Genomic DNA, 19,960 nt, shown 5'->3' on the forward strand with positions numbered 1-19,960 from the left:
CGCTCACGCATCGCTCAGTTCGAGCACGATCGGCTGATGATCGGACGCGCGCACCGCGCCGTCGATCTCGCAGCGCGTCAGGCGGCGAACGAGCGTGTCGGTGACGAACACGAAATCGCAGGTCATCGGCCCCTCCTTCCACTGCTCGGTGTCGTAGACGCCTGCGGTCATCGGCGGCGTCTCGCCCGGATGGCGCGCGAGCCACGCGTCGACGAAGCACGGCGCGTCGGGAAACGGCGCGAGAAAGCGCCGGTAAGCGCCGCTGCGATACGCGCTGTTGAAATCGCCGCAGACGATCGCGTCGGCCGCGCGCGCGGACGGCGCGAACGGACCTGTCGGCGTCTCAGGCGGCGCACTCGCGCGCGTGTGCGCGGCCGCCTCGCGGTGCAGGCGCCGCAACGCGTCGACTTGCGCGAGCCGCTGCTTCGCCGAGTAATACTCCAAGTGCGTGACGACGACGCGCAGCGGCCCGAACGGCGCGCGCAGCGTGACTTCGAGCGCGCAGCGCGGCATCGACGGCGCGGCGGCGCTCGCGGGCCACGGCAGCGCGTGGCGCATCGCGCGCTCGACCGGCAGCCGCGTCGCGAGCGCGTTGCCGAACTGCCGGCGCGGCGCGCCCGGCTCGGTCGGCGGCAGATCGACGCCGATCGCGTCGAACACCGCATATTCTGGCAACAGCGTCGCCAGTTCGGCATACTGATCGTCGGAAGGGCCGCCCGGCAGCGCGCGAAAGCCGCGCGTGAGTTCCTGCGCGCACAGCACGTCGAAATCGCCGAGCCGGCAGGCAGCGTCGATCGTGCGCGCCAGATCGACCGTGCCGTCGGCGTCCCGTCCCCATTGGATGTTCCAACTGATGAGTCGCATCGTCGAATCTCCGTTGCGTGACGGCCGTTCGTCTACAATCTCGCCTTTCCCCACAATCGTTCGTCAGGAAAAGCTGGTGTCAGAAGCCGTCCCTCTCTCCACGCGCCGCGCGTCGCATGCGAGCGCCGCGCCCGATCGCGCCCCGGTTCTCGATATCGATTCGCTCGACATGGAAGCGCGCGGCGTCGGCCGCGTCGTCGACGAAAACGGCGAGCCCGGCAAGGTGATTTTCGTCGAGGGCGCGCTGCCCGGCGAGCGCGTCACGTATTCGAGCTTCCGCCGGAAGCCGACCTACGAGCAGGCGCAAGTCGTCGATATTTTGCGCCCGAGCGTGATGCGCACGCAGCCGAAATGCGCGTTTTTCGGCACCTGCGGCGGCTGCTCGATGCAGCATCTCGATATGCGCGCGCAGGTCGCGATCAAGCAGCGCGTGCTCGAGGACAACCTGTGGCATCTCGCGAAGCTGCGCGCCGAAGCGATGTTCGCGCCGATACACGGCCCATCTTGGGGCTACCGGTATCGCGCGCGCCTCACCGTGCGCCACGTCGCGAAGAAGGGCGGCGTGCTCGTCGGCTTCCACGAGAAGAAGAGCAGCTATGTGGCCGACATGACGAGCTGCGAGGTGTTGCCGCCGCACGTGTCGGCGATGCTCGTGCCGCTGCGCAGGCTCGTCGAGCAGTTGTCGATCCGCGATCGCATGCCGCAGATCGAGCTCGCGGTCGGCTCGCAAGTGACGGCGCTCGTGCTGCGCGTGCTCGAGCCGATCAACGCGGCCGACGAGGCGCTGCTGCGCGAATTCGCCGACACGCACCGCGTGCAGTTCTGGCTGCAGCCGAAGGGGCCGGATACGGTCGCGCCGTTCTATCCGCTCGACGTGCAGCTCGACTACACGCTGCCCGAATTCGGCATCCGGATGCCGTTCAAGCCGACCGACTTCACGCAGGTCAATCACCAGATCAACCGGGTGCTCGTCGGGCGCGCGTTGCGGCTGCTCGCGCCCTCGCGCGACGATCGCGTGCTCGATCTGTTCTGCGGAATCGGTAACTTCACGCTGCCGCTCGCGCGGCTCGCGCGCGAGGTGGTCGGGATCGAGGGCAGCGAGACGCTGAGCGTGCGCGCGCTCGCGAACGCGAAGGAAAACGGCGTCGACGGCCACACGTCGTTCGCGTGCCGCAACCTGTTCGAGGTGACGGCCGACGATCTGCGCGCGCTCGGCGCGTTCGACAAATTCCTGATCGATCCGCCGCGCGAAGGCGCGCTCGCGGTGTCGAAGGCGCTTGCGGACATCGCGCAGAGCGGCGTCGGGCCGCTGCCCGCGCGGATCGTCTACGTGTCGTGCAACCCGTCGACGCTCGCGCGGGACGCGGGGCTCCTCGTGCACGAGGCGGGCTACCGGCTGAAGGGCGCGGGCGTCGTCAACATGTTTCCGCATACGTCGCACGTCGAATCGATCGCGCTCTTCGAGCGCGCGTGACGCGTTGCTTTCGCGGCGGCGTGCGCCGTGCGCGGGCATGAAAAAACCGGCCCTCGGGGCCGGTTTTTCGTGATGCGCGACGAAGTGCCGCCGGGCTTCAGTTGCGGTTGCCGCCGAAGATGCCGAGCAGCGCGAGCAGGTTCGTGAACACGTTGTACAGATCGAGGTAGATCGCGAGCGTCGCGCTGATGTAGTTGGTCTCGCCGCCGTTCACGACGCGCTGGACGTCGAACAGCATGTACGCCGAGAAGATCACGATCGCGAGCACCGACACCGTGAGCATCAGCGCCGGCAACTGCAGGAACACGTTCGCGACCATTGCGAGCAGCAGCACGATCACGCCGACGAAGAGCCACTTGCCGAGGCCGGAGAAATCGCGCTTGCTGACGGTCGCGACCGTCGCCATCGCGGCGAAGATCACGCCGGTGCCGCCGAATGCGAGCATGATGAGCGACGGGCCGTTCGAAAAGCCGAGGATGAAGCTCAGGAGGCGCGACAGCATCAGGCCCATGAAGAACGTGAAGCCGAGCAGCACGAACACGCCGGCCGAGCTGTTCTTCGTGCGCTCGATCGCGAACATGAAGCCGAACGCGATCGCGAAGAACGCGAGAAGGCTCATCATCGGGCTCGTCGCGGCGAACAGCGAGAAACCCGTCGCGACGCCGACCCAGGCGCCGAGCACGGTCGGCACCATCGACAGCGCAAGAAGCCAGTAGGTGTTGCGCAGCACGCGGTTGCGAGTCTCGGCCGTGCTGATCGCGCCGCCGCGGCCGAAGTTGTACGGATAGTCGTTCATGGTTTCTCCTAACATGGAACGTGGCGGCGCCGCCGGCCGGCGGCGCGCTTGTTGCGCCGCAATAAGCCGTCAGGCCGCTACCCCTAAGATAGGTTTCGAGGGCGGAGGTTTCAACGTCTCGGTGCCCGCGAAACGCGAAGTGTTAGAACCTTTCTGTCGTGTAAGGGTTCAATCGCAATGATACACGGGAACGTGTTACAATAGCGGATTCATTTGAAACTGTAACCTCTTAATTTCTTGGAGTTTTTATGGCACTCGAGCGCACCCTGTCGATCATCAAGCCGGATGCGGTGGCGAAGAACGTGATCGGCCAGATCTACAGCCGTTTCGAAAACGCCGGCCTGAAGATCGTGGCGGCGCGCATGGCGCACCTGTCGCGCGCCGATGCGGAGAAATTCTACGCCGTGCACGCCGAGCGTCCGTTCTTCAAGGATCTCGTCGAATTCATGATCTCGGGCCCGGTGATGATCCAGGTTCTCGAAGGCGAGGACGCGATCCTGAAGAACCGCGACCTGATGGGCGCGACGGACCCGAAGAAGGCGGAAAAGGGCACGATCCGCGCCGACTTCGCGGACAGCATCGACGCGAACGCCGTGCACGGCTCGGACGCACCGGAAACGGCGCGCGGCGAAGTCGCGTTCTTCTTCCCGGAAATGAACGTCTACTCGCGCTGAGCGGGTCGGGGTCCGGCGCGTCTGGCGGCAAGGCAGGGCATCATGGCGAGCGAAACCATCGTCAATCTACTCGACCTCGACGCCGAGGGTCTCGTCGCGTACTGCGGCAGCCTCGGCGAGAAGGCGTTTCGCGCTAAGCAACTGCAGCGCTGGATCCATCAATACAACGCAGCCGATTTCGACGGGATGACCGATCTCGCGAAGTCGCTGCGCGAAAAGCTGAAAGGGCGCGCCGTGATCGGCACGCCCGACATTCTGAGCGATCACGTGTCGGCCGACGGCACGCGCAAGTGGCTTATCGACGTCGGCAACGGCAACGCGGTCGAGACGGTGTTCATCCCCGAGGAAACACGCGGCACGCTGTGCGTGTCGTCGCAGGCGGGATGCGCGGTCAATTGCCGCTTCTGCTCGACCGGCAAGCAAGGTTTTTCCCGCAATCTGTCGACGGGCGAGATCGTCGGGCAACTGCGGATGGCGGAATTCGCGCTGCGCGCGTCGCTCGGGCGCGCGCCCGGCCCGAACGGCAAGGCCGAGCGCGTCATCACGAACGTCGTGATGATGGGCATGGGCGAGCCGCTTCTCAATTATTCGGCGGTCGTGCCCGCGATGCGCCTCATGCTCGACGACAACGCGTACGGCTTGTCGCGCCGGCGCGTGACGCTGTCGACCTCGGGCGTCGTGCCGATGATGGACAAGCTCGGCGCCGAGCTGCCCGTCGCGCTCGCGGTGTCGCTGCACGCGTCGAACGACGCGCTGCGCGACATGCTCGTGCCGCTCAACAAGAAGCATCCGCTGCGCGAGCTGATGGCCGCGTGCCAGCGTTATCTGAAAGTCGCGCCGCGCGATTTCATCACGTTCGAATACTGCATGCTCGACGGCGTCAACGACACCGACGCGCATGCGCGCGAGCTGCTCGCGCTGACGCGCGACGTGCCGTGCAAGTTCAATCTGATTCCGTTCAATCCGTTCCCGGAATCGGGGCTCGTGCGCTCGAAGGCGGAACAGATCAAGCGCTTCGCGCAGATCCTGATCGACGCCGGCATCGTGACGACGATCCGCAAGACGCGCGGCGACGACATCGACGCCGCCTGCGGCCAACTGGCGGGCGCGGTCAAGGACCGCACGCGGCTTGCCGAGCGAACGGGCGCGGCAAAGATTATCGAGGTCCGGGCGGTTTGACGGGGATGCCCGGGCCGGCAGTGAAATACGCGTAAAGCGATCGGGGGCGGCGCGCGGCGCCGCGCAGTGTGTGACAACGGTGGTGTTGCGAGCCTGGCCGGAGCCGGTGCGGGTGTGCAGGCAAGAAGAATCGACGCGAGGATGAGGATGAGCGAACCGCAGCCGTCAAAGAGCCCAGAGACGAACGCAGGCGAGAAACCGGCGGCGGCCGGCGGCGGCATTGCGTCGGTCGCGGCAGTGGGCGCGCGGCTCGCGGAGTTGCGCGAGGCGAAGGGATGGTCGGTCGACGACGTGTCCGCGCGGCTCAAGGTCGCAGCGTCGAAGTTGCAGGCGCTCGAGGCGGGCGATACGAGTCAGCTTCCGGGGACGACTTTCGCGCTTGGCCTCGTGCGCAGTTACGCGAAGATGCTCGGCGTCGATCCGGAACCGTTCGCGCAGGCGCTGCGTCGCGAGAAGGGTGTGCCCGAGGTCGATCTGTCGATGCCCGCGTCGGCCGGCACCGATCTGCCGCGCGGCCGGGTGTCGATTCCGCTCGGCGGCTCGTCGCGCGGCCGGCCGTGGCTGTGGGCGGTCGCGGCGGTCGTCGTCGCGTTGATCGCCGCGGCGATGTGGCGTACGGGCGGCGAATCGTCGAACTGGCTCGCGCGCTTGAAGTCGAGCGGGGCCGGCGAAGCCGCGTCGGGCGCGCGTGCGCAGCCGGAGGGCGCCGCGTCCGATCTGCCGGCGAGCGCGGCGGTGTCCGGCACGGTGACGCAGGCGAGCGCCGTCGCGGCGAGCGCGACGCAGTCGGTCGGCGGCGCGTCGGCGGGCGATGCGGTGGTGGCGAGCGTGCCGGCCGCGGGTTCCGCGCCTGCCGTCGCGAGCGCGGTGGCCGTGCCGCCCGCTTCGACGCCGGTCGCCGCCGCGCAACCGGCGCAATCGATGCAACAATCGGCGGCACTGGGGGCCGATGGCGCGAGCGCCGTCGTAACGGCCGCGCCCGGTCAGTCGGTGGTCGCGCTGAAGGTCGCGCAGGACTGCTGGTTCAGCGTGCGCGACAAGAACGGCAAGGAGTTGTTCTCGTCGCTCGTGCGCGCCGGCGAGACGAAGCAGGTTGCAGGCGATGCGCCGCTCAAGGTCACGATCGGCAACAAGGCCGGGCTCGAATCGATCGCTTTCGACGGCAAGCCCGTCGATCCGGCAAAATACTCGACGGCTCGGGGCAACGTCGCGCGTTTCGCATTGCCCTGACGGCAAGCGCCGTGGCCGGCCGGGCACGGCGCTGTTCTCTTTCGCGCGTCGCCAAGCGGGCGGCGCGTTTGGCGTAAATTGGATCTATCGATGCAATCCGAAGCTCAATCCCCACGCAGCAGTCAGATTTGTTCAACCGAGCCGGTGTTCGGCGGGCATGCGCCGCGGCGCGTGTCGCATGCGGTCGACGTCCGCTGGGGCGGGACGCTCGTGACGATCGGCGGCGCGGCGCCCGTGCGCGTGCAGTCGATGACGAACACCGACACGGCCGATGCGATCGGCACCGCGATCCAGGTGAAGGAGCTCGCGAACGCGGGCTCGGAGCTCGTGCGCATCACGGTGAACACGCCCGAGGCCGCCGCCGCCGTGCCGGCGATCCGCGAGCAGCTCGACCGGATGGGCGTATCCGTGCCGCTCGTGGGCGATTTCCATTACAACGGGCATCTGCTGCTGCGCGACTATCCCGAGTGCGCGGAAGCGCTGTCGAAGTACCGGATCAACCCTGGCAACGTCGGCCAGGGCGCGAAGCGCGATTCGCAGTTCGCGCAGATGATCGAGGCCGCGATCAAGTACGACAAGCCGGTGCGCATCGGCGTGAACTGGGGCAGCCTCGACCAGGACCTGCTCGCGCGGATGATGGACGAGAACGGCGCGCGCGCCGAGCCGTGGGAAGCGCAGAGCGTGATGTACGAGGCGCTGATCCAGTCGGCGGTCGGCTCGGCCGAGCGCGCGGTGGAGCTCGGCCTCGGCCGCGAGAAGATCGTGCTGTCGTGCAAGGTGAGCGGCGTGCAGGATCTGATCGCCGTGTATCGTGAGCTCGCGCGCCGCTGCGGCTTCGCGTTGCATCTCGGTCTCACCGAGGCGGGCATGGGCTCGAAGGGCATCGTCGCGTCGACGGCCGCGATCGGCTTGCTGCTGCAGGAAGGGATCGGCGACACGATCCGCATCTCGCTCACGCCGGAACCCGGCGCGTCGCGCACGGGCGAAGTGATCGTCGGCCAGGAAATCCTGCAGACGATGGGGCTGCGCTCGTTCGCGCCGATGGTCGTCGCGTGCCCGGGCTGCGGCCGCACGACGAGCACGCTGTTCCAGGAGCTCGCGCTGCAGATCCAGACCTATCTGCGCGAGCAGATGCCCGCGTGGCGCAAGGAATATCCGGGCGTCGAGAAGATGAACGTCGCGGTGATGGGCTGCATCGTCAACGGCCCGGGCGAGTCGAAGCACGCGAACATCGGCATCAGCCTGCCGGGCTCGGGCGAGAACCCGGCCGCGCCCGTGTTCGTCGACGGCCAGAAAGTGAAGACGCTGCGCGGTGAGCGCATCGCGGAGGAATTCCAGCAGATCGTGAGCGATTACGTCGCGCGCACCTACGGCCGCGTTGCGGTCCAGAATTAATTCGTCCACCGTATTTCAGATGACAGAACAAAAGCGAAAGCTCGAGAAGCTCGCGGGCGTGAAGGGCATGAACGACATCCTCCCGCAGGATGCCGGCTTGTGGGAATTCTTCGAGGCGACCGTGAAGTCGCTGTTGCGCGCGTACGGCTATCAGAACATCCGTACGCCGATCGTCGAGCATACGCAGCTCTTCACGCGCGGCATCGGCGAAGTGACCGATATCGTCGAGAAGGAGATGTACAGCTTCGTCGACGCGCTCAACGGCGAGAACCTGACGCTGCGCCCCGAGAACACCGCGGCCGTCGTGCGCGCGGCCATCGAGCACAACATGCTGTACGACGGGCCGAAGCGCCTGTGGTACGTCGGCCCGATGTTCCGCCACGAGCGTCCGCAGCGCGGCCGCTATCGCCAGTTCCACCAGGTCGGCGTCGAGGCGCTCGGCTTCGCGGGGCCGGACGCCGACGCGGAAATCATCATGATGTGCCAGCGCCTGTGGGACGATCTCGGCCTCACCGGCATCAAGCTCGAGATCAACTCGCTCGGCCTTGCGCAGGAGCGCGCGGCGCACCGCGTCGAACTCGTCAAGTATCTCGAGCAGCACGTCGAGAAGCTCGATGACGACGCCCAGCGTCGCCTGTACACGAATCCGCTGCGCGTGCTCGACACGAAGAATCCCGCGCTGCAGGAGATCGTGCAGAATGCGCCGAAGCTGATCGACTTCCTCGGCGACGCGTCGCGTGCGCACTTCGAAGGCCTGCAGCGCCTGCTGAAGGCGAACAACCTGCCGTTTACGATCAACCCGCGGCTCGTGCGCGGGCTCGATTACTACAATCTGACCGTATTCGAGTGGGTGACCGACAAGCTCGGCGCGCAAGGCACGGTCGCCGCGGGCGGCCGCTACGATCCGCTGATCGAGCAACTGGGCGGCAAGCCGACCGCCGCGTGCGGCTGGGCGATGGGCGTCGAGCGCATTCTCGAGCTGCTGAAGGAAGAGAACCTCGTGCCGGAGCAGGAAGGCGTCGACGTGTACGTCGTCCATCAGGGCGACGCGGCGCGCGAGCAAGCGTTCGTCGTCGCGGAGCGTCTGCGCGACACGGGCCTCGACGTGATTCTCCACTGCAGCGCGGACGGCGCGGGCGCGAGCTTCAAGTCGCAGATGAAGCGTGCCGACGCGAGCGGCGCGGCGTTCGCGGTGATCTTCGGCGACGACGAGATCGCAAACGGCACGGCGAGCGTGAAGCCGCTGCGCGGCGCGGGCGACGACGGCGAAAAGAACGTTCAGCAGTCCGTGCCGGTCGAAAGCTTGACCGATTTTCTAATCAATGCGATGGTTGCAACCGCCGAAGACGGCGACGACTGATCGCGGCGCATCCGCTCGACAAAGAAGCGTGTACAGGAAGGAATCGCTAGGCGATGAGTTATCACGACGAACAAGAATCGATTGAAAGCCTGAAGGCGTGGTGGGCCCGGTGGGGCAATCTGACGACCTGGATCGCGATCGCCGTCCTCGCCGCCGCGGCCGCCTGGAACGGCTGGAACTACTGGCAGCGCCGCCAGGCCGCGCAAGCGGCCGTGCTCTACGAGCAGGTGCAGCAGGCCGTCCAGTCGAACGACAAGGCGAAAGTGTCGCGCGTCGCGTCGGACATGGAGGACAAGTTCGGCGGCACCGCCTATGCGCAGATGACGGCGCTCGAGGCGGCGAAGGCGCTGTACGGCGCGGGTGATACGGCGGGTGCGAAGGCGCAGTTGCAGTGGGCCGCCGATCATGCGAAGGACGGCGAGTACAAGCAGATCGCGACACTGCGTCTTGCGTCGCTGCTGCTCGACGAGAAGGCGTACGACGCAGGCCTCGCGCTGCTGTCGGGCACGCCGCCCGAGGCGTTCAAGGGCGCCGTCGCGAATGGTCGCGGCGATCTGCTCGCCGCGCAGGGCAAGAGTGACGACGCGCGCGCCGCGTACAAGCTCGCGCTCGATTCGCTGCCGAAGGATGACGCCTCCGCCCGCCAACTCGTGCAGTTCAAGCTGGACGCGCTCGGCGGTTGAGCGCGTGCGCTTTCGTTTTACAACTTAACTTTGCTTCGCTATCGATGAATCTGCTGAAACGTTACGCTGCACCCGTTGCCTGCGCGGCGGCCGTCCTGGTTCTCGCGGCCTGTTCGTCAACGAAGGACGCGCGCCGCGTGCCGACGCCGCTTACCGAGTTCAAACCCGTGCTCGACGTGCAGCAAGTGTGGAAGGCGAGCGTCAGCAAGGGCGGCCGCTACTCGTTCTCGCCCGTCGCGGTGGGCGATGCGGTGTACGTCGCCGGCGCGAACGGTTCGGTCGAGAAGATCGACGCGAAGACGGGCCAGGAAGTCTGGCGCGCGAAGGTCGGCTCCGACCTGTCGGCGGGCGTCGGCAGCGACGGCACCCTGACCGCGGTCGGCGCGCTGAAGGGCGGCGTGTTCGTGCTCGGCCCGGACGGCAAGCTGCTGTGGAAGACGAGCGTGCAGGGCGAGGTCTTCTCGCCGCCGCTCGTCGGCAACGGCCTCGTGATCGTGCGCACGATCGACGGCCAGGTGATCGCGTTCAACGGGCAGACGGGCGAGCAGAAGTGGACGTACCGCAATCGCGCGGTGCCGCTCAATCTGCGCGTGTCGGCCGGCATGACGTTCGCGGGCGACGCCGCGGTGCTCGCGGGCTTTCCGGGCGGCGGCCTCGTCGCGCTGAACCTGCAGACGGGCGAGCCGTTCTGGCAGACGCCCGTGTCGTTCCCGAAGGGCGTGACGGAGGTCGAGCGGATCAACGACGTGACGGGCGCGCCGACTCTCGTCGGCGCCGAGACCTGCGCGGTGACGTTCCAGGGCCAGCTCGGCTGCTTCGACGCGAACTCGGGCCGTCCGCTGTGGGAAAAATCGTTTTCGAGCCGCAGCGGCGTCGCGCAGGACGATACGGTGGTCGCGGGCGGCGACGACTGGTCGGTCGTGTCGGCTTACGACGTCGCGACGGGCAAGGAGCTCTGGCGCAACGACAAGCTGAAGAGCCGCGACGTCGGCGTGCCGTACCTGCTCGGCCGCGCGGTCGTGTTCGGCGACTACAAGGGCTTCGTGCACTTCCTGTCGCGCGACGACGGCACGTTCGTCGCCCGGATGAAGACGGACGGCAGCGCGATCGCCGCGGCGCCCGTGCTCGCCGGCAACACGCTCGTCATCCAGACGCAGGACGGCGGCGTGTACGGTTTCCGTCCGCGCTAAGCGCGCGGCGTTTTTCGCGCGGCCGCGCGTTTCGCCGGCCGCGCTTCGTATTTTTTGACGCGTGCGTGCGGCCGTAGCCGGGCGCACGCGGCCCGGCGGCGCGGCATCGCGCGGTCCGCGGGGCCGGGAGCGAATCGAAAAAAATGAGCGGCGCGACACGTATGCCGCCGCCTGCGCGCCGAGTCGGCGCGAATTCGTGCTAATTTCCATCAAGCGCAGCCGCCTGCCGAATGCGGGCTCATCGCCGCTGCGTTTCACGTAGACGACATCAATCAGATGAAACCGGTCATTGCCCTCGTTGGGCGCCCCAATGTGGGGAAATCCACGCTGTTCAACCGGCTCACGCGTTCGCGCGATGCGCTGGTCGCCGATCTGCCCGGCTTGACGCGCGATCGCCACTACGGCGAGGGGCGGGTCGGCGCGCGGCCGTATCTCGTCGTCGACACGGGCGGCTTCGAGCCCGTCGCGAAGGACGGCATCCTGCACGAGATGGCGCGGCAGACGCGCCAGGCGGTCGAGGAGGCGGACGTCGTCGTGTTCATCGTCGACGGCCGCAACGGCCTCGCGCCGCAGGATAAGTCGATCGCCGACTACCTGCGCAAGACCGGACGGCCGATCTTCCTCGTCGTCAACAAGGCCGAGGGGATGAAATACACGGCGGTCGCGTCGGATTTCTACGAGCTCGGCCTGGGCGACCCGCGCGCGATTTCGGCCGCGCACGGCGACGGCGTGACCGACATGATCAACGAGGCGCTCGAGGTCGCGTACGCGGGCCAGCCGGAAGAGAGCGAAGAGGACGCGGCCGCGCGCGGCGTCAAGATCGCGATCGTCGGCCGGCCGAACGTCGGCAAGTCGACGCTCGTCAACACGCTGATCGGCGAAGATCGCGTGATCGCGTTCGACATGCCGGGCACGACGCGCGATTCGATCTATGTCGATTTCGAGCGCAACGGCAAGCAGTACACGCTGATCGACACGGCGGGCCTGCGCCGCCGCGGCAAGGTGTTCGAGGCGATCGAGAAGTTCTCGGTCGTGAAGACGCTGCAGTCGATCTCCGACGCGAACGTCGTGATTCTTCTGCTCGATGCGCAGCAGGACATTTCCGATCAGGACGCGCACATCGCGGGCTTCGTCGTCGAGCAGGGGCGCGCGCTCGTCGTCGGCGTGAACAAGTGGGACGGGCTCGATTCGCACGTGCGCGAGCGCACGAAGGCCGATCTCACGCGCAAGCTGAAATTCCTCGAATTCGCGAAGTTCCATTTCATTTCGGCTGCGGAGAAGACGGGCATCGGAGCGCTGATGCGCTCGGTCGACGACGCATACGCGGCCGCGATGAAGAAGCTGCCGACACCGAAGCTCACGCGCGCGCTGATCGAGGCGGTCGAGTTCCAGCAGCCGCGCCGCCGCGGCCCGGTGCGGCCGAAGCTGCGCTATGCGCACCAGGGCGGACAGAACCCGCCCATCATCGTGATCCACGGCAATGCGCTCGACGCCGTGACCGAGACGTACAAGCGCTATCTCGAGAATCGTTTCCGAGAAACTTTCTCGCTGACGGGCACTCCATTGCGCATAGAGTTCCGCTCGTCGACCAATCCTTACGCCGACAAGGGCTGAGCGAGGCAGCCGCGTCGGCCGGACGGCAGAGCCGGGCGGGGCGGACAAAATCGGCTATAGTGTAGCGATTGGCGGCGGATCTCTTTTTCTTCGCCCCAATTTAGATCAACCTGCAAAAAAGATGGAGTACGCCATGAGCAACAAAGGGCAATTGTTACAAGACCCGTTTTTGAACGCACTGCGTAAAGAGCATGTACCGGTTTCGATTTATCTCGTCAACGGCATCAAGCTCCAAGGGAACATCGAATCGTTCGACCAGTACGTCGTGTTGCTCAGGAACACGGTTACTCAAATGGTTTACAAGCACGCCATTTCGACGGTCGTGCCGGCGCGTCCGGTGAACTTCCACCCGGATGCGGAAGCAGCGTCCTAACCCATTGCCGCGGCTGGCTCGCGTCGCCGTCGGCATCCGATGCCAGCCGCCCAATCTTGACTTCCGATAATTTGATCAACGCAGCGTTAGTAGGCATCGATTTCGGCAAGACCGATTTCGAAGCCAGTCTCGAAGAACTCAGCCTGCTCGCCTCCAGCGCGGGCGCCCATCCCGCCGTCACGCTGACGGGCCGCCGTGCGAGCCCCGACGCCGCCATGTTCGTCGGCAGCGGCAAAGCCGAGGAACTGCGGCTTGCCTGCGAAGCGAACGACGTCGAAATCGTCATCTTCAATCACGCGCTCGCTCCCGCGCAGCAACGCAACCTGGAACGGATGCTTAATCGGCGCGTTGTCGATCGCACGAGCCTCATTCTCGATATTTTCGCCCAGCGCGCGCGCAGCCACGAAGGCAAGCTGCAGGTGGAGCTCGCGCAGCTGCAATATCTTGCGACCCGACTGATTCGGGCCTGGACCCACCTCGAGCGGCAAAAGGGGGGGATCGGCCTGCGCGGTCCCGGCGAAACGCAGCTCGAAACCGACCGCCGCCTGATCGGCGAGCGCATCAAGATGCTGAAGTCGCGGCTCGACAAGCTGCGCCGTCAGCATCACACGCAGCGCCGGCAGCGGGTGCGTAGCGGCACGATGTCGGTGTCGCTCGTCGGCTACACGAACGCGGGCAAGTCGACGCTCTTCAATGCGCTCACGAAAGCGCAGGCATACGCGGCGGATCAGCTGTTCGCGACGCTCGACACGACGTCGCGGCGCGTGTATCTCGGCGACGAGGTCGGGCAGATCGTCGTGTCCGACACCGTCGGCTTCATTCGCGAGCTGCCGCACCAGCTCGTCGCGGCGTTTCGCGCGACGCTCGAGGAAACGATCCACGCGGATCTGCTGCTGCACGTCGTCGATGCGTCGAGCGCGGTGCGGCTCGAGCAGATCGAGCAGGTCAACGAGGTGCTGCACGAAATCGGGGCGGATTCTATCCGTCAGATTCTCGTGTTCAACAAGATCGACGCGGTGCCCGAGCTCGCGGCCCGCGGGGGCGCGGTCGAGCGGGACGAATATGGTAATATCTCGCGCGTCTTTTTGAGCGCGCGCACGGGCCAGGGTCTGGACTCGCTGCGTGCCGCCATTGCCGAGATCGCCACCGCGGAACATCTTGTCGGCGCCGTGCCGCTCGACGGCGCGCCGGCGCTACCACACGAAGACCACCCGGTTTCCGAACACGGGCGCTGACGGCTGCGGCCGGTCTAGTTGCTCCAATCTGGTGAACAAACACAGGTGAACGACTACAACGAGCGGAGTACCTGGCGGCGTATGCGCGCCTTGCTGTCGATCAACGATCCCCGCTGGGGACGCGGCGGCAACGGCGACAAGCCGCGCGCGAACGAATCGAAGCGCCCGAACGGGCGCGACGACGGCCCCCCGGATCTCGATGAGATGTGGCGGAATTTCAACCGCCGCCTGAACGGCTGGCTCGGCGGCAAGGGCGGCGGCAACAACGGCCTTCGCCCGGACAACGGGCGCGCCGCGCGCGTCGGCGTCGGCATCGTCGCGGGCGTCTTGATCGCGATCTATCTCGGCAGCGGCATCTTCATCGTCCAGGACGGCCAGACGGGCGTCGTGCTGCGCTTCGGCGAATACAAGGGCACGGTCGGCGACGGCGTGCACTGGCGCTTGCCGTATCCGTTCGAATCGCACGAGATCGTCGACACCGCGCAGGTGCGCTCGATCGAGATCGGCCGCAACAACGTCGTGCGGCTCGCGAACGTGAAGGACGCATCGATGCTCACGCGCGACGGGGGCATCGTCGACGTGCGCTTTGCCGTTCAATATCGAGTCGGCTCCGCGACCGACTACCTGTTTCGCGCCGCCGATCCCGAGCGCAGCGTGTCGCAGGCGGCGCAGGCGGCGGTGCGCGAGATCGTCGGCGCGAAGAGCGCGGACGACGTGCTCGCGCTGGATCGCGACGCACTGCGCGATGCGCTCGCGAAAGCAATCCAGCGCGATCTCGACGGCTATCGCACGGGCCTCGTCGTGACGGGCGTGACCGTGCAGAGCGTCTCGCCGCCCGAGCAGGTGCAGGCGGCCGTCGACGACATCGCGAAGGCGCGTCAGGACGGCGAGGCCGCGAAGAACGCCGCGCAGGCGTACGCAAGCGAGTTGCTGCCGCGCGCGCAGGGCGACGCGGCGAAGATGGTCGACGACGCGAAGTCGTACGCCGAGCGCGTCGTCGCGCAGGCGGAGGGCGACGCGGAGCGCTTCAAGCAGGTCTACGCGCAGTACTCGAAGGCGCCCGCGGTGATTCGCGAGCGGATGTACCTCGAGACGATGCAGGAGATCTATTCGAACACGACAAAGGTGTACGTCGGCAACAAGGCGGGCAACAGCGTGCTTTATCTGCCGCTCGACAAGATCGTCGAGGCGGGCCGCCAGCGCGCGGCAGAGGCGGCGAGCGCCGCCGCCGCGGCACCCGCGAGCGGCGCCCAGGCGTTCGCCCCCGCATTTTCCGCGCCGGCGTCGGCTGCGGCCGTCGCCGGCGCGTCGCACGCATCGGCGCCCGCCGCCGCGAATCCGGCGTCCGGCAGCGATTCGCTGCGCTCGCGCGAGGCGTTTCGCAGCCGTTCGCGCACCGACGATCTGCAGTAACGAGGAGCGCATCATATGAACCGAATCATTGCGCTCGTCGTAGCGATCGTCGTCGTCGCGCTGGTGGCTGCGTCGACGGTGCTCGTCGTCGATCCGCGCCACGCGGCCGTGCTGTCGTCGCGCGACGGCGGCGCGCTGACGCTCGCCGGCCCCGGCCTCCATTTCAAGCTGCCGCAGCCGCTGCAGACGGCGACGCTCGTCGATGTCCGCGTGCAGACGCTCGACTCGGCCGATCCGCAAACGCTGACGACGAAGGACAAAAGCGACGTGCTCGTGAGCCCCGTCGTCAAATACCGGATCGCCGACGCGCTCAAGTACTACAAGGCGACGGGCGGTGCGCCGCGCAGCGAGGCCGAACGCCTGTCGACGGCCGTCAGGGGCGCGCTCGGCGCCGCGTTCGCGAAGCGCGAGCTCGACGATGCGCTCGGCAGCCAGCGCGCGATTGCCGACGAGGCGAGGCGCTCGCTGCAGGCCGACGCGGCGCCGCTCGGCATCGACATCGTCGACGTGCAGCTCACGCGCGTCGACTTGCCCGCCGCGCAGGCGGACGGCGCGTATCAGCGGATGACGGCCGAGCTGCAGCGCGAGGCCGAGCGGGAGCGCGCGGAAGGCGCGGCGCAGGCGGAGGAGATCAAGGCGGACGCGGCGCGTCAGCAGCAAACGATCCTCGCGGAAGGTTACAAGTCGGCGCAGTCGATCAAGGGCGAGGGCGACGCGAAGGCCGCGTCGATTGCCGCCGATGCGTTCGGGCGCGATCCGCAGTTCTACCAGTTCTACGCGAGCCTGCAGGCTTATCGGAACAGCTTCAAGCCGAACGACGTGATCGTCGTCGATCCGGACAGCGAGTTCTTCCGCTTCATGCGCAGCCCGACGGGCGGCGCCGCGGCACCCGCTGCCGCTCCCCGCAACCGTTGATGTGCAAGGGGCGTCGTCGTCCGCATGGATTTCGCTGGTTCGTTACTGCTTGCTCTCGCGCTGATGCTCATCATCGAGGGCGCCTTTCCGTTCGTGTTTCCGAGCGCGTGGCGCGACACGTTTCGTAGAATAGCGGAGCGGCCCGCGCACCATATCCGGATCGGCGGGTTCATCGTGATGGCGCTCGGGCTTGCGCTGCTTCTGTTCGTCACCTGAGCCGGCCGCGCGCGCCCCTTCGGCGTTTCCCGGCCATGCGCCGGGACGCCGGGCGCCGACCCGATTTCAATCCGAGGCGCGCGTTCAGTGCGCGCCGTGTTTCCTGTCGTAGGACCGCAACGATGTCGACCTGGTTACTTCCCGAGAATATTGCCGACGTGCTGCCGTCGGAGGCGCGCAAGATCGAGGAGCTGCGCCGCAGGCTGCTCGACCGCTTTCGTTCGTACGGCTACGAAATGGTCATGCCGCCGCTCCTCGAGTATCTGGAGTCGCTGCTGACGAGCGGCGGCAACGAGCTGCGCCTGCGCACGTTCAAGCTCGTCGATCAGGTGTCGGGCCGCACGCTCGGTCTGCGCGCGGACATGACGCCGCAGGTTGCGCGCATCGACGCGCACTTGCTGAACCGCCAGGGCGTGACGCGCCTCTGCTATGCGGGCCCCGTGCTGCACACGCGTCCGCGCGGGCTGCACGCGAGCCGCGAGCAATTGCAGATCGGCGCTGAAATCTACGGGCACGCGGGCCTCGAGGCCGACGAGGAGATCCAGCAGTTGATGCTCGATGCGCTGCATCTGACTGGTCTGAAGAAAATCCGGCTCGACCTCTGCCATGCGGGCGTGCTGGCCGCGCTCTTCGCGCGCGACGCGGTCGCGGCCGAGCGCGGCGAGGCGCTTTACGACGCGCTCGCCGGCAAGGACGTGCCGCGCCTGAACGAGCTGACCGACGATCTCGGCGCCGATACGCGCGCCGCACTGCGCGCGCTGCCGCGCCTGTACGGCGACGCGTCGGTGCTCGACGAGGCGCGCCGTCGGTTGCCGGCGCTGCCCGAGATCGCGCGCGCGCTCGACGATCTCGCGCGCCTCGCCGCGCAGGTGAAGGACGCCGAGGTCGCGATCGATCTCGCCGATTTGCGCGGCTACGCGTACCACAGCGGCGCGATGTTCGCCGCATACGTCGACGGCGTGCCGAACGCGGTCGCGCACGGGGGCCGCTACGACCACGTCGGCCAGGCGTACGGCCGCGCGCGTCCGGCGACGGGCTTTTCGCTCGACTTGCGCGAAATCGCGCGGATTTCGCCGATCGAGGCGCGCGGCGCCGCGATTCTCGCGCCGTGGAAGCACGATGACGCGCTGCGCGCGGCAGTCGGCGCGCTGCGCGACGCGGGCGAGGTCGTGATCCAGGCGCTGCCGGGGCACGATCACGTGCTCGACGAGTTCGCGTGCGATCGCGCGCTCGTCGAGCGAGGCGGCGCGTGGGTGGTCGAGCCACGCTGAACGCGCCGCGCCGCCGGGCTTCCGGCGCGTTTCTAGAGTGCAATGTCGTTGAAGCGAAACGGAAAAATTCGGAACCGGCGGCGAACCTAGGTAGAATACGTTTTTAACCAGCTATCGAATCAACATGTCTGCCAGCGCAGTGAACGTGACCCCCGGGCGCAACGTCGTCGTCGTGGGGACTCAATGGGGTGATGAAGGCAAAGGCAAGATCGTCGACTGGCTGACGGACCACGCTCAGGGCGTCGTGCGTTTCCAGGGCGGCCACAACGCAGGCCACACCCTCATCATCGGCGGCAAGAAGACCATCTTGCGCCTCATTCCGTCGGGCATCATGCGTGAAGGCGTCGCCTGCTACATCGGCAACGGCGTCGTGTTGTCGCCCGAGGCGCTCTTCAAGGAGATCGGCGAGCTGGAAGAGGCGGGCCTGTCCGTTCGCGAGCGGCTCTTCATCTCCGAGGCGACGACGCTGATCCTGCCGTACCACGTCGCGATCGACCAGGCGCGCGAGGCGCGGCGCGGCGCGGGCAAGATCGGCACGACGGGCCGCGGCATCGGCCCCGCATACGAAGACAAGGTCGGCCGCCGTGCGCTGCGCGTGCAGGATTTGTTCGATGCGAGAACGTTCGCCGATCGCCTGCGCGAGAATCTCGATTTCCACAACTTCGTGCTGACCCAGTATCTCGGCGGCGCGGCCGTCGATTTCCAGGCGACGCTCGACACGATGCTCGGCTACGCGGATCGTCTGAAGCCGATGGTCGCGGACGTGTCGCGCCGCCTGTACGAAGAGAACCACGCGGGCCGCAACCTGCTGTTCGAAGGCGCGCAGGGCACGCTGCTCGACATCGATCACGGCACCTATCCGTTCGTCACGTCGAGCAACTGCGTCGCGGGCGCGGCGGCGGCGGGCGCGGGCGTCGGCCCGCAGAAGCTCAACTACATCCTCGGCATCACGAAGGCGTATTGCACGCGCGTCGGTTCGGGCCCGTTCCCGAGCGAACTGTACGACGCGGATAATCCGAGCCGCCAGGATCAGATCGGCATCACGCTCGCGAACGTCGGCAAGGAATTCGGCTCCGTCACGGGCCGTCCGCGCCGCACCGGCTGGCTCGACGCGGCCGCGCTGCGCCGCTCGATCCAGATCAACGGCGTGTCGGGCCTTTGCATGACGAAGCTCGACGTGCTCGACGGCCTCGAAGAAGTGAAGCTGTGCGTCGGCTACAAGATCGATGGCGAAGACGTCGACCTGCTGCCGCGCGGCGCGGCCGAAGTCGCGCGCTGCGAGCCCGTCTACGAGACGTTCGGCGGCTGGAAGGAGAGCACGGTCGGCATCAACTCGTGGGATGCGCTGCCCGCGAGCGCGCGTGCGTACCTCACGCGCGTGCAGGAAGTGGCCGGCGTGCCGATCGACATGGTGTCCACGGGCCCGGATCGCGACGAGACGATCCTGCTGCGCCATCCGTTCAAGGTGTAAGCGTAGATGACGCAGAATCTCATGCATGCGCTGACGATGTCCGATCCGCGCAACGACGACAAGAACCTCTGGGTCGGCTGGGACGAATACCACCGGCTGATCGAGATGCTCGCGCTCGCCGTCCACGAATCGGGCTGGAAGTTCGACAAGATCCTCTGCCTCGCGCGCGGCGGCCTGCGCGTCGGCGATCAGCTTTCGCGCATCTACGATCTGCCGCTCGCGATCCTCGCGACGAGTTCGTACCGCGAGGCGGCGGGCACGCAGCAGGGCGATCTCGACATCGCGCAGTACATCACGATGACGCGCGGCGATCTGTCGGGCAACGTGCTGCTCGTCGACGATCTCGTCGACTCGGGCGTGACGCTCGCGCGCGTTCAGCAGCATCTGAAGGAGCGCTATCCGGCCGTGACGGCCGTGCGTTCGGCCGTGCTCTGGTACAAGGGCTGCTCGAAGGTGAAGCCCGATTACCACGTTCAGTACCTGCCGACGAATCCGTGGATTCACCAGCCGTTCGAGGAATGGGATACGGTGCGTCCGCACAATCTCGCGGCATGGATCAAGCGCGGCAACATGCAGCGCGACGAAGCGTCCGACGCGTAAGCGCGTC

The 19,960-nt window shown here is 67.1% G+C and carries 19 protein-coding genes; 17 read left to right on the plus strand and 2 right to left on the minus strand.

The window, feature by feature from the left end; translation table 11 throughout:
- Window positions 1–3 precede the first annotated feature (3 nt).
- On the minus strand, window positions 4–864 hold the full coding sequence (locus tag X946_RS15845) for an endonuclease/exonuclease/phosphatase family protein (RefSeq protein ID WP_038749151.1): 861 nt from the start codon (window positions 862–864) through the stop codon (window positions 4–6).
- A 76-nt stretch (window positions 865–940) separates the two neighbouring features.
- On the opposite strand from X946_RS15845, the gene rlmD reads away from it, so the two are divergent.
- Complete coding sequence (gene rlmD / locus X946_RS15850) at window positions 941–2,338, plus strand: 23S rRNA (uracil(1939)-C(5))-methyltransferase RlmD (RefSeq protein WP_038749154.1); 1,398 nt, start codon at window positions 941–943, stop codon at window positions 2,336–2,338.
- A gap of 97 nt (window positions 2,339–2,435) precedes the next feature.
- Here rlmD and X946_RS15855 read toward each other — a convergent pair whose 3' ends face one another.
- Window positions 2,436–3,134: a Bax inhibitor-1/YccA family protein gene (locus X946_RS15855; RefSeq protein ID WP_038749157.1), complete on the minus strand. Its 699-nt coding sequence runs from the start codon at window positions 3,132–3,134 to the stop codon at window positions 2,436–2,438.
- 248 nt (window positions 3,135–3,382) lie between these two features.
- Here X946_RS15855 and ndk point away from each other — a divergent pair, with 248 nt between their 5' ends.
- The 16 genes from ndk to X946_RS15940 all read left to right on the plus strand — a co-directional run bounded on the left by ndk (window position 3,383) and on the right by X946_RS15940 (window position 19,953).
- Entirely contained in the window at window positions 3,383–3,808 is a 426-nt protein-coding gene (gene ndk / locus X946_RS15860; RefSeq protein WP_038749160.1) for a nucleoside-diphosphate kinase, read from the plus strand.
- A gap of 42 nt (window positions 3,809–3,850) precedes the next feature.
- On the plus strand, window positions 3,851–4,987 hold the full coding sequence (rlmN, locus tag X946_RS15865; RefSeq protein WP_038749163.1) for a 23S rRNA (adenine(2503)-C(2))-methyltransferase RlmN: 1,137 nt from the start codon (window positions 3,851–3,853) through the stop codon (window positions 4,985–4,987).
- A gap of 147 nt (window positions 4,988–5,134) precedes the next feature.
- Window positions 5,135–6,217, plus strand: coding sequence for a RodZ domain-containing protein (locus tag X946_RS15870; RefSeq protein WP_038749166.1), 1,083 nt, complete (start codon window positions 5,135–5,137; stop codon window positions 6,215–6,217).
- Window positions 6,218–6,307: 90 nt separating this feature from the next.
- On the plus strand, window positions 6,308–7,612 hold the full coding sequence (gene ispG / locus X946_RS15875; RefSeq protein WP_038749260.1) for a flavodoxin-dependent (E)-4-hydroxy-3-methylbut-2-enyl-diphosphate synthase: 1,305 nt from the start codon (window positions 6,308–6,310) through the stop codon (window positions 7,610–7,612).
- Between the two features lie 19 nt (window positions 7,613–7,631).
- Window positions 7,632–8,972, plus strand: coding sequence for a histidine--tRNA ligase (gene hisS, locus X946_RS15880; protein WP_038749169.1), 1,341 nt, complete (start codon window positions 7,632–7,634; stop codon window positions 8,970–8,972).
- Between the two features lie 53 nt (window positions 8,973–9,025).
- Window positions 9,026–9,655: a tetratricopeptide repeat protein gene (locus X946_RS15885; RefSeq protein ID WP_038749172.1), complete on the plus strand. Its 630-nt coding sequence runs from the start codon at window positions 9,026–9,028 to the stop codon at window positions 9,653–9,655.
- A gap of 44 nt (window positions 9,656–9,699) precedes the next feature.
- Complete coding sequence (gene bamB, locus X946_RS15890) at window positions 9,700–10,845, plus strand: outer membrane protein assembly factor BamB (RefSeq protein WP_038749175.1); 1,146 nt, start codon at window positions 9,700–9,702, stop codon at window positions 10,843–10,845.
- A 276-nt stretch (window positions 10,846–11,121) separates the two neighbouring features.
- Complete coding sequence (der, locus tag X946_RS15900; RefSeq protein ID WP_038749180.1) at window positions 11,122–12,459, plus strand: ribosome biogenesis GTPase Der; 1,338 nt, start codon at window positions 11,122–11,124, stop codon at window positions 12,457–12,459.
- 133 nt (window positions 12,460–12,592) lie between these two features.
- Window positions 12,593–12,832 (plus strand): RNA chaperone Hfq, encoded by a 240-nt coding sequence (gene hfq / locus X946_RS15905; RefSeq protein ID WP_004192796.1) that lies wholly within the window; start codon window positions 12,593–12,595, stop codon window positions 12,830–12,832.
- Between the two features lie 71 nt (window positions 12,833–12,903).
- Entirely contained in the window at window positions 12,904–14,067 is a 1,164-nt protein-coding gene (gene hflX / locus X946_RS15910; RefSeq protein WP_186448584.1) for a GTPase HflX, read from the plus strand.
- A gap of 81 nt (window positions 14,068–14,148) precedes the next feature.
- On the plus strand, window positions 14,149–15,480 hold the full coding sequence (hflK, locus tag X946_RS15915) for an FtsH protease activity modulator HflK (RefSeq protein WP_052145104.1): 1,332 nt from the start codon (window positions 14,149–14,151) through the stop codon (window positions 15,478–15,480).
- 15 nt (window positions 15,481–15,495) lie between these two features.
- On the plus strand, window positions 15,496–16,395 hold the full coding sequence (gene hflC / locus X946_RS15920; RefSeq protein WP_038749188.1) for a protease modulator HflC: 900 nt from the start codon (window positions 15,496–15,498) through the stop codon (window positions 16,393–16,395).
- Window positions 16,396–16,419: 24 nt separating this feature from the next.
- Window positions 16,420–16,611, plus strand: a complete 192-nt coding sequence (locus X946_RS15925; protein ID WP_038749191.1) for a DUF2065 domain-containing protein — start codon at window positions 16,420–16,422, stop codon at window positions 16,609–16,611.
- 122 nt (window positions 16,612–16,733) lie between these two features.
- Window positions 16,734–17,882 (plus strand): ATP phosphoribosyltransferase regulatory subunit, encoded by a 1,149-nt coding sequence (locus X946_RS15930; RefSeq protein WP_038749194.1) that lies wholly within the window; start codon window positions 16,734–16,736, stop codon window positions 17,880–17,882.
- A 124-nt stretch (window positions 17,883–18,006) separates the two neighbouring features.
- Entirely contained in the window at window positions 18,007–19,353 is a 1,347-nt protein-coding gene (locus X946_RS15935) for an adenylosuccinate synthase (protein WP_038749196.1), read from the plus strand.
- Between the two features lie 6 nt (window positions 19,354–19,359).
- Window positions 19,360–19,953 carry a phosphoribosyltransferase gene (locus X946_RS15940; RefSeq protein ID WP_038749199.1) on the plus strand — a complete coding sequence of 198 codons (594 nt, stop codon included), beginning with the start codon at window positions 19,360–19,362 and terminating at the stop codon, window positions 19,951–19,953.
- Window positions 19,954–19,960: the final 7 nt, after the last annotated feature.

It is taken from the genome of Burkholderia sp. ABCPW 111 (genome assembly GCF_000773065.1).
Classification (GTDB): Bacteria; Pseudomonadota; Gammaproteobacteria; order Burkholderiales; family Burkholderiaceae; genus Burkholderia; species Burkholderia savannae.